At 72.0% G+C, this 9,010-nt stretch carries 12 protein-coding genes, 1 tRNA gene and 1 pseudogene; 8 read left to right on the top strand and 6 right to left on the bottom strand.

What is annotated here, in order from left to right; genetic code table 11:
• Positions 1-112 precede the first annotated feature (112 nt).
• From KBX53_RS12800 to KBX53_RS12785, 4 genes are read left to right on the top strand one after another with little or no spacing between them, the layout of a single operon-like run.
• Entirely contained in the window at positions 113-703 is a 591-nt protein-coding gene (locus tag KBX53_RS12800; RefSeq protein ID WP_210859357.1) for a sigma-70 family RNA polymerase sigma factor, read from the top strand.
• 32 nt (positions 704-735) lie between these two features.
• Positions 736-1,257 carry a MauE/DoxX family redox-associated membrane protein gene (locus KBX53_RS12795; RefSeq protein ID WP_210859355.1) on the top strand — a complete coding sequence of 174 codons (522 nt, stop codon included), beginning with the start codon at positions 736-738 and terminating at the stop codon, positions 1,255-1,257.
• Positions 1,250-1,966, top strand: coding sequence for a thioredoxin domain-containing protein (locus KBX53_RS12790; protein ID WP_030331213.1), 717 nt, complete (start codon positions 1,250-1,252; stop codon positions 1,964-1,966). Before KBX53_RS12795 ends, KBX53_RS12790 begins: the two co-directional genes overlap by 8 nt.
• A complete protein-coding gene (locus tag KBX53_RS12785; RefSeq protein WP_210859353.1) occupies positions 1,963-3,075 on the top strand; it encodes a hypothetical protein in 1,113 nt (370 codons plus the stop codon). The genes KBX53_RS12790 and KBX53_RS12785 overlap by 4 nt, the downstream gene beginning before the upstream one ends.
• Here the strand turns inward: KBX53_RS12785 and KBX53_RS12780 are convergent.
• Genes KBX53_RS12780 through KBX53_RS12765 form a run of 4 tightly spaced genes read right to left on the bottom strand, consistent with a single transcriptional unit; the run spans position 3,059 to position 5,758 of the window.
• Entirely contained in the window at positions 3,059-3,817 is a 759-nt protein-coding gene (locus tag KBX53_RS12780; protein ID WP_210859352.1) for an energy-coupling factor ABC transporter ATP-binding protein, read from the bottom strand. The two genes, KBX53_RS12785 and KBX53_RS12780, sit on opposite strands and share 17 nt — an antisense overlap.
• A complete protein-coding gene (gene cbiQ, locus KBX53_RS12775; RefSeq protein ID WP_210859349.1) occupies positions 3,814-4,584 on the bottom strand; it encodes a cobalt ECF transporter T component CbiQ in 771 nt (256 codons plus the stop codon). The genes KBX53_RS12780 and cbiQ overlap by 4 nt, the downstream gene beginning before the upstream one ends.
• Positions 4,585-4,598: 14 nt before the next feature.
• Positions 4,599-5,045 (bottom strand): PDGLE domain-containing protein, encoded by a 447-nt coding sequence (locus KBX53_RS12770; protein ID WP_247675529.1) that lies wholly within the window; start codon positions 5,043-5,045, stop codon positions 4,599-4,601.
• Positions 5,042-5,758, bottom strand: coding sequence for an energy-coupling factor ABC transporter permease (locus tag KBX53_RS12765; RefSeq protein ID WP_210859347.1), 717 nt, complete (start codon positions 5,756-5,758; stop codon positions 5,042-5,044). The genes KBX53_RS12770 and KBX53_RS12765 overlap by 4 nt, the downstream gene beginning before the upstream one ends.
• Before the next feature lie 185 nt (positions 5,759-5,943).
• Here KBX53_RS12765 and bcp point away from each other — a divergent pair, with 185 nt between their 5' ends.
• From bcp to KBX53_RS12745, 4 genes are all read left to right on the top strand, one after another.
• Positions 5,944-6,420 carry a thioredoxin-dependent thiol peroxidase gene (gene bcp, locus KBX53_RS12760; RefSeq protein WP_210859345.1) on the top strand — a complete coding sequence of 159 codons (477 nt, stop codon included), beginning with the start codon at positions 5,944-5,946 and terminating at the stop codon, positions 6,418-6,420.
• A 30-nt stretch (positions 6,421-6,450) separates the two neighbouring features.
• Complete coding sequence (locus KBX53_RS12755) at positions 6,451-7,047, top strand: HNH endonuclease (protein WP_209444544.1); 597 nt, start codon at positions 6,451-6,453, stop codon at positions 7,045-7,047.
• Positions 7,038-7,111: transfer RNA gene (locus KBX53_RS12750), tRNA-Leu, on the top strand. Before KBX53_RS12755 ends, KBX53_RS12750 begins: the two co-directional genes overlap by 10 nt.
• Positions 7,112-7,219: 108 nt before the next feature.
• The gene (locus tag KBX53_RS12745) at positions 7,220-7,747 is read left to right on the top strand and encodes a GNAT family N-acetyltransferase (RefSeq protein ID WP_210859343.1); all 528 of its coding nucleotides are present in this window, start codon (positions 7,220-7,222) and stop codon (positions 7,745-7,747) included.
• A gap of 4 nt (positions 7,748-7,751) precedes the next feature.
• On the opposite strand, the gene KBX53_RS12740 is transcribed toward KBX53_RS12745, so the two are convergent.
• Complete coding sequence (locus KBX53_RS12740) at positions 7,752-8,744, bottom strand: expansin EXLX1 family cellulose-binding protein (protein ID WP_210859340.1); 993 nt, start codon at positions 8,742-8,744, stop codon at positions 7,752-7,754.
• A 111-nt stretch (positions 8,745-8,855) separates the two neighbouring features.
• Positions 8,856-9,010, bottom strand: a pseudogene (locus KBX53_RS12735) (MOSC domain-containing protein); the annotation flags it as partial.

Genomic DNA, 9,010 nt, shown 5'->3' with positions numbered 1-9,010 from the left:
GTCATGAACGGGTAGTCGGCCCGGGTCGGGGAAAAGTTCCCGACGTGGCGCAGACCATCCAAGGGCCGAACGACCCTGACGCGTCGCCCGGTGCCGCGTAACCTGGTGTGTCGTGATCCCTGTCCCGCGTGACTCCGGTGCCGCCGGTCCGGCGGAGCCGGTCGACGACGTCGCCCGGGACCCGGCAACCGGGTGGGCGTTGATCGCCCGCGACGGTGACCCCACCGCCCAGGCGGCGTTCGTCCGGCTGACCCAGGCCGACGTCTGGCGGTTCGCCGCCGCCCTGGTCGACCCGGACAGCGCCGACGACCTGACCCAGGAGACCTACCTGCGGGCGTTTCGGGCGCTGCCCGCGTTCGAGGGTCGCTCCAGCGCCCGCACCTGGCTGCTCGGCATCGCCCGGCGGGCCTGCGCCGACCACCTACGCACTGTCATCCGGCGTCGGCGGCTCGACGAGCGACTGACGGCGAACGCGTACACCGATCGACCGCACCCGGACCCGGCCGGCCAGCTCGGCGCCGCCGACCTGGTCCGCCGCCTCGGTCCCGAGCGGCGCTCCGCGTTCGTGCTCACCCAACTGCTCGGCCTGTCGTACGCCGAGGCCGCCGCCGTCGAAGGGGTGCCGGTGGGCACCATCCGTTCCCGGGTCGCCCGGGCCCGCGACGACCTGGTCGAGGCGGTCGGCGACGCCCTGACCGGCTGACAGTGGAACTTCCGGCGCGGACGGGACGACAAATGAGCGTGACACCTTCCACCCGGGGCGGCCGGTGGCCAGTGGTCCGCCCCTGGCTCGGCATCGCCGCCCGACTCGGCCTCGCCGCCGTCTGGTTGGTCGCCGGCGCGTCGAAGGTCAGCGATCTCGCCGCCTCCGGACGGGCGGTCAACGCCTACCAGGTGCTGCCGTCCGACGTGGCGACAGTGATCGGCGCGGCCCTGCCCTTCGTCGAGCTGGCACTGGGCGTGCTGCTGCTGCTCGGTCTGGCCACCCGGCTCGTCGCCGGGGTCTCCGCCGCACTGCTGGTGGTCTTCATCGCGGGGATCGCCTCGGCCTGGTCGCGGGGGCTGGCCATCGACTGCGGCTGCTTCGGCAGCGGCGGGCAGCTGGCGGCCGGGCAGGCACCCAGTTACCTCCCGGAGATCCTCCGGGACCTGGGATTCTTGGTTCTAGCCGGATTTCTGCTGATCTGGCCGCGTACGCCGGTATCGGTGGACGGGTGGTTGTCCGGCGAACCCGTTGTGGAGGACGAGGATGAGTAGTCGCAAGGGGCAGCGGGACGCCGCCCGGGTGGTCCGCGAGCAACTGGCCCGCGAACGGCGTCGCCGCCGCACGATCTGGGTCTCCGCCGCCGCTGTCGTCGTCCTGGTCATCGCCGGCGTCGTCGGCTGGGCCGTCTGGTCCAACCAGCGCTCCGACGACTTCACCACCCCGCCCGGCGCCAACAGCGCCGGCACGGGCATCGTCACCGGCAACGGCCCGGTCACCGTCGACGTCTACGAGGACTTTCTCTGCCCGGCCTGCAAGCAGTTCGAGCAGACCAGCGGGTCGACGCTCGAACAACTGGTGGCCGAGAACAAGGCAACTGTCGTCTACCACCCGGTCGCGTACCTCAACCGCTTCTCCACCACCGAGTACTCCACCCGCTCCTCGGCCGCCTCCGGCTGCGCCGCGGCCGGCGGCAAGTACCACGAGTACGCCAAGGCGCTCTTCGCCCAACAGCCACCCGAGGGCAGCGCCGGGCTCACCGACGACCAGCTGATCGACATCGGCACCAGCGTGGGCCTCGACCGGGGCTCCTTCGGCACCTGCGTGAAGGACCAGACGTACCGGACGTGGACCGAACACGTCACCGACGACGCCAGCCGGAACAACGTCACCGGCACGCCGACCGTCAGGGTCAACGGTCAAGCCGTCGAGAACCCCACCCCGGACGCGCTCACCGCAGCCGTGGCGGCGGCCGGCAAGTGATCCGTACCCTGCTGGGCCGCGCCGGCCTGGTCGCGGCCGCGGCCGGCCTCGCGACAGTGATCAGCGCGGCGCCCGCCGCCGCGCACGGCGCGGACGCCCCGGACGGCACCGACTACCGCACCCGGACCACCGGCGTCGCACCGGCGCGGCCAGGACTTGAGGTACGCGTCATCGAGGCGGGTGCCCGACTGGAGCTGACCAACCACACCGGCCGCACCATCGAGGTCATCGGCTACTCCGGCGAGCCGTACCTGCGCGTCGGCCCGGACGGGGTCTTCGAGAACAGCCGCTCCCCCGCCACGTACCTCAACAGCACCATCACCGGGGAGACCGCGCTCCCGGCCGAGGCCGACCCGGCCGCCGCACCGGTCTGGCGGCGGATCGCCGACGGCACCACGGCACGATGGCACGACCAGCGCGCGCTGTGGCAGGAGTCCGCTCCACCGGCCGCCGTCCGCGCCGCACCGGAGCGCGAACACCGGGTCCGGAACTGGAGCATCCCGCTGCGCGACGGCACCGACCCGGTGGCGATCGGCGGCACGCTGGACTGGGTGCCGCCACCGGACGCGTACACCTGGTGGGCGGTGACCATCGTGGGGCTGCTCGCGGTGGGCGCGCTCGGCCTGCTCCCCGCCACCGCCCCGGCCGGCGCCCGCGCGCTGTCCGCGCTGGGCGTGCTGCTGATGGTCGGCGGCGCGCTGGCCGTCGGCTACCCGGTGGGACGCGAGTTGGACGCCGGCGCCCAGGGCGTCGGTGGCGTGCTGGTCGGGCTGCTGTCCGGGCAGATCTGGTCCCTGCTCACCGGCCTCGGCGCGATATCCGCCGGCTGGTACGCGCTACGCCGCCGCCCGGCCGCCGACTTCGTGGTCGCGCTCGCCGGGGCATGCCTGGCGCTCTTCGCCGGAGCGGCGAACGCCGCCGTGTTCGCCCGCGCCATCGCCCCGGTGCCCTGGCCGCCGACGACCGCCCGCGAGCTGGTGGCGCTCTTCCTGCTCACCGGCGCCGGCGCGACAGCCGCCGGCATCCTGCGCCTGCACGCCGCCTCCCGCAGCACTGCGGCCGCACCACGGGTCGAGCCCGCCGAGAGTGGGTCTACGGCTGCGGGGTGAACCCGTAGGGCAGTTCCAGGCGGTGCCGTGCCAGCAGGGTGGGGTCGTTGAGCAGCGTGTTGGTGGGGGCGTCGGCGACGATCCGGCCGCCGTCCAGGATCACCGAGCGCTCACACAGCTCCGCCGCGTACGGCAGGTCGTGCGTGACCATCAGCAGGGTCACCGGCAGACCGCGCAGGATCTCGGCCAGCTCACGACGGGCCGCCGGGTCCAGGTTCGACGACGGCTCGTCGAGCACCCGGATCTCCGGATGCATGGCGAGCACCGTGGCCACCGCCACCCGGCGGCGCTGCCCGAACGACAGGTGCTGCGGGGCCCGGTCCCGCTGCTCACCCATCCCCACCGCGGCGAGCGCCTCGTCCACCCGGGCGGCCAACTCGGCCCCCCGCAGACCCAGGTTCGCCGGCCCGAACGCCACGTCCTCCGCCACCGTGGGCAGGAACAACTGGTCGTCCGGGTCCTGGAAGACGATGCCCACCCGGCGACGCACCTCGGCCAGGGTGGCCCGATCCGGTGTGACAGTCAGCCCGCCGACGCTCACGCTCCCCTCGGTCGGGCTGAGGATGCCGTTGAGGTGCAGCACCAGCGTGGTCTTGCCGGCGCCGTTGGGCCCGAGCAGCGCCACCCGGTCGCCGCGCGGCACGACCAGGTCAACCCCCTGCAGGGCGACGTGCCCGTCCGGGTACGCGTAGCGAACACCCCGAACGTCGAGCGAGACAGCGGTCTGCACGACACCGATCATGACAGGACGACGGCGGTGGCGGCGATGGAGGCCGCCACCACCGGCACGGTAGCCGCGACCAGCCACTGACCGGCGCTCGCCGCACCCTCGCCCTGCCACACGGCCGGCATCCGCCCGGTGTAACCCCGGGACAGCATCGCCAGATAGACCCGCTCGCCGCGCTCGAAGGCGCGCAGGAACAACGCCCCGATCCCGGCGGCGAAGCCACGCAGCTGCCAGAGGAAGCGCGGGTCGTCGCCCCGGGAGATCCGGGCCACCCGCATCCGCCGGGCCTCGCCCACCAGCACGTCCAGGTAGCGCAGCATGAACGTGGCGATCTGGGTGAGCACCTGCGGGCAGTGCAGCCGGTCCAGCCCCACGATCAGGTCCCGGGTGGTGGTGGTCGCGGCGAGCAGCAGCGAGGCGAGCACCCCCAGGGTGCCCTTGGCCAGAATGTTCCACGCGCCGTGCAGCCCGTCCTCGGACAGCCGCAGACCCAGCACCTCGACCCGGTCGCCGCTGCCGAGGAAGGGCAGGGCGACGGCGAACAGCACGAACGGCAGCTCGATCAACGCTCGGCTGAGCAACCACCGTGGCCCCACCCGGGCCAGCGCCGCCACCACGGCCACCAGCACCGCGTACGCGCCGAAGGCCCAGAACGCCTCGCGCGGGGTGGCCACCACGGCGATGGTGAAGACCACCATCGCCACGATCTTGACCTCGGGCGGGAGCCGGTGCACCGGCGAGTCCGACTCGCGGTACAGCACGTGCCCGTGACCGGCACCCATCCGCGTACCCCTGCTCAGCTGGCCGTGCCGGCGCGCGACGCTGTCGCATCACCGTCGGTGGGCGTGGGCACCGCCGCGTCACCGTCGGTGGGCGTGGGCGTCGGCGCGGCACCGTCGGTCGGCGTGGTGCCCCGGCGGCGGAGCAGCCAGAACCCGCCGGCGCCGATCGCGAAGGTCACCAGCACACCGAGCACCCCGGACAGGCCGGTGGAGACGAAACTGTTCTGCACACCGCGGACGGCGTAGTCGGCGAGCGGGCTGTCGGCCAACTCGTGGTCGCGGGCCTGCTGCGCCGGGCAGCTCCCGCCGACGATGTTGTCGTCGGCGTCGACGGTGCAGCCCTTGAGCAGTGACGAGTCCAACCCGTCCGGGTGCGACGAGGCGTAGTTGCTGACCACACCAGCGAGCAGCAGGGCGACCAGCAGGCCGCCGGCCAGGAAGGCCCAGGAGCGGTTCTTCATCGGACACCTCCGGCGACCGGGACGACGGGGACGGCGGGCGTACGCAGGGAACGCAGCGCGTACACCAGGTCGGGGCGCACCTTCGCGACGGTGAGCACGGTGGTCGCCGTGATCAGGCCCTCGCCGATGCCGATGAGCAGGTGGACGCCGGCCATGGTGCCGGCCAGCCCGGCCAGGTTGCCGCCCAGGTCGGTGGTGCCGCCGAGCCAGTACTGCAGGACGAAGCCCTGCGAGGCGACGACCACGCTGAGCATCGCGGCGACGAACGCGGTCACGGCCAGGCCGGCCCGCGTGCGGGGCAGCACCCGCAACAGCAGCGCGATCAGCGCGTACGCAGCGGCAGTGCCGAGCAACGCCATGTTCGTGATGTTGAGGCCGAGCATCGCCACGCCGCCGTCGCCGAAGATCAGCGCCTGCACGACGAGCACCACTGCCACACAGAGCGCGCCGACCCACGGGCCGACCAGCATGGCGGCGAGCGCGCCACCGAGCAGGTGCCCGCTGACACCGGCCGTGAAGATCGGGAAGTTGAGCATCTGGACGGCGAAGATGAAGGCCGCCACCAGGCCGGCCATCGGGGCCAGTCGGTCGTCCAGGTCCCGTCGACCGCGCAGAACGCAGACGGTCAGCGCGGCCAGAGCGAGCGCAGCGAAGACCGCTGCCACGGGACCGTCGATGATCCCGTTCGAGATGTGCATCGCCAGTGTCTCCACGCGACCTCCCACGCCTGAGCGGACCCGACCGGGCCGGCATGGGTCAGCCTATTTCCCAAGCCTCGTTGTTGCCAGACTCTGGCAACAAGGCATGGGCTTGATCACCTTTCCAGGTCAGGCTTTCCCGACCGCCTGCTGCTGGTCGCCGGCGCGGCACCCCCCGGCACGGCGGTAGGGTCGGGGCCATGACCGCGCCCGACCGCCTCTCCCCCGGTGACCCCGCCCCCGAGTTCACCCTCGGCACCGACACCGGCGACCAGCTCTCCCTCAGCGACCTGCGAGGCCGCAAGGTCGTCCTGTACGCCTACCCGGCCGCGATGACCCCCGGCTGCACCAAGCAGGCCTGCGACTTCCGCGACTCGCTCGCCTCCCTCCAGGCCGCCGGCTACGAGGTCATCGGCATCTCCCCGGACAAGCCGGAGAAGCTGGCGAAGTTCCGCGAGCGCGACGCGATCACCTTCCCGCTGGTGTCGGACCCGGACAAGGCAGTCCTGATCGCCTACGGCGCGTACGGCGAGAAGCAGCTGTACGGCAAGACCGTCACCGGCGTGATCCGCTCGACCTTCGTGATCGACGCCGACGGCAAGATCGAACGCGCGCTCTACAACGTCAAGGCCACCGGGCACGTCGCCAAACTCCGCCGCGACCTCGGCCTGGACTGACCTGTCGTACCGGTTCGCTACGGTCCGTCAGTGGTTCGATACAAGTACACGCCCGAAGCGCTCGCCGCCGCTGCCGCCGCCGCCCGCAACATCACCGAGGTGATGCGGCTGCTCGGCGTACGCGTCAGCGGCGGCTCGCACGCGCACATCAGCCGGCAGCTCAAGCGGTTCGGCATCGACACGTCACACTTCACCGGTCAGGCACACAATCGAGGCGTGCGGTGGCGACGGGTGTCCCCGACGGAACTGCTGGTGGTGCTGCCGCCCGACTCTCGGCGAATCCCGGGAGTCCGCCTCAAACGCGCCCTGGCAACAATCGGCCTACCCGAGACCTGCGAGGTGTGTGGCACGGGGTCAACGTGGCAAGGCGCCAAACTGACGCTGCACGTCGACCACATCAATGGCGATTTTCTCGACAACCGACCACGCAACCTCCGTCTGCTCTGCCCTAATTGCCACAGCCAGACCTCCACCTACGCAGGTCAGCGACGGCCTGCGGTCGTTGCGCCCGAGGTGGTCTACGATCCTGATGCGGTTACTCCCACCGGCTTCCCACTGGGCAGGCGACTGCCGCGCCGGATGGAGTGGCCGTGGACGCTGGTGGAGTTCAGCTTCAAGGGGCCGTAGCCCAACGGCAGGAGGCATGCGGTTTAGGTCCGCACCAGTGCGGGTTCGAATCCCGTCGGCCCCACATCGCCATTGAATGACGACGGATCCTGGCTCGGTCAGAGCCAGGACTGTTGTTGGGCGCGTCACTGTCGTGGGTCGCGGGCCTGGTCATCGGGTCAGGATGGCGGGCGTGAGTCTGCGCTTCGTCCTCGACCCCGACCTGACCCCGCAGCTGCGCGCCGAGATCGTCGACCTCTGGGTGGACGTCAGCAACGCCGGCGGCGCCGTCGGTTTCGTGCCACCGGTCAGCACCGCCGACGTGCACGTCATCGCCGAGCCGACCTTCGCGGGCATCACCGACGGGCCGGATCGGCTGCTGGTCGGCTACGCCGGTGACCGGCTGGCGGCGATGCTGATCTTCGGTGACAACCGGTTCGCGCTCAAGACGCACTGGTGTGTGGTGAAGCGGGTGATGGTCCACCCCGACACCCAGGGCGCCGGCTACGGCGCGGCGCTGATGACGGAGGCGGCCCGGTTGGGCAGGGCGTTCGGCCACGAGGCGCTGCACGTCACGGTGCGCGACGGGCTGGGGTTGGACAGGTTCTACGCCGGCCTCGGGTATCGGGAGATCGGCCGTCTGCCGGGCGCGTTGCGGGTGGCCCCCGATGACGACCGGGACGAGATCCTGATGTGGCTCGATCTGGCTGTGGCCGACTGAGTGGTCAGCCGACGCACCGACGGGCGTTCGCCTGGGCCGAACTGGTGGTCGACGTGGCGGTGGCCGGCGCGCTCGCCTTCGCGACCTCGACCGGGCGACGGGTCGGCGTCGGCGTGGCGGCGGGTCGGTTGCTCGGCGGTCGGGTCGACGCGGCGGGACGCCGGGTGGCCGCCGCCGCGCCGCCGGGTGCGTACATCCGGACCGTGCTGTTCTGCACCTGGCCCGGGGCCATCCGGATGCCGCCGACGGTGACCCGGTTGCCGTACACGTCGCTGACCCGGAGGGTGAACGGACCCGGCCCGACGCCGGAGGCGATCAACCAGTAGTTGTAGTCCTGCCGTGCGGCCGGCTGCCAGGGGTCGCTGTCTCTCTGCCGGACCTCGACGGACCGCAGCGGGTTGCCGTGGTTGCCGACCCGGACGGCGAACCACCACTGCGACGCGCCCTCCTTGATCCGGAAGGTGAGTGGTCCGGGCAGCGGGGGGTTGACGACCGCGCGGTAGGTGACCGGAACGACGCCCTGGACCGGGTCGGCGATCCGGGCGAACGCCTCACGGGACAGGTCGAGGTGGCCGGGCTGGCACTCCGGGCACTGGTCCATGATGAGCACCCGGACGGTGCCCTTCGGGCCGACGACGTCGAGGAATCCGCCGCAGGCGGCACCGGCGGAGTATTCCGTCGGCCCGAGCGCGACGTAGAGCCGGTTGGCCGGGGCGGACGGGTTCGAGCAGTTGCCGCCGGCTCCCTTGGAGTCGTAGAAGGTCGCCTTTCCGGTGTGCGTGGCGTTGCCGGTGGGCGGCGCGGCGGCGAGCGTCCGGCCGGCGGCGCAGGCCGGGGTGGATCCGGAGCGTAGGGCGAGGGTGAGCCCGAGCGTCGCCGCGAGGACGGTGACGCCGGTGGCGACCAGCCAGGGCTTCGCGCCGGACGACGGTGCCGGCCGGTCCGTTGGGGGATGGTCCAGGTCGATGGTGATGTCGACAACGCTTCCGTCCGGCACGACGGCGATGCTGCCGGATTCTGGCGGGTGCCGACAAGCGGGCTAAGCCAAAGCTAAGACAGCATCGACGGACGGTGATGAGGGGGTGCGGATTGCCGGTTGCTGGCGGGGTCAGGGCTCGACGACGATCGGGGCGCCCACGGCCAGGGGTCCACTGTCGATCGGCACCAGGTTCAGTCCGAAGAGGAGTTTCTGCTTGACGTTGCGGTGCCGCCCGAGGGTGCGCAGCGGCTCCTTCGTGCGTACCCCGGTCTCCTGATCGGTGG

The sequence above is a fragment of the Micromonospora sp. M51 genome (genome assembly GCF_018070305.1).
GTDB lineage: Bacteria > Actinomycetota > Actinomycetes > Mycobacteriales > Micromonosporaceae > Micromonospora > Micromonospora parva.
The sequence above is the reverse complement of the archived record's forward strand: the minus strand, read 5'-3'. Positions and strand labels throughout refer to the sequence as shown.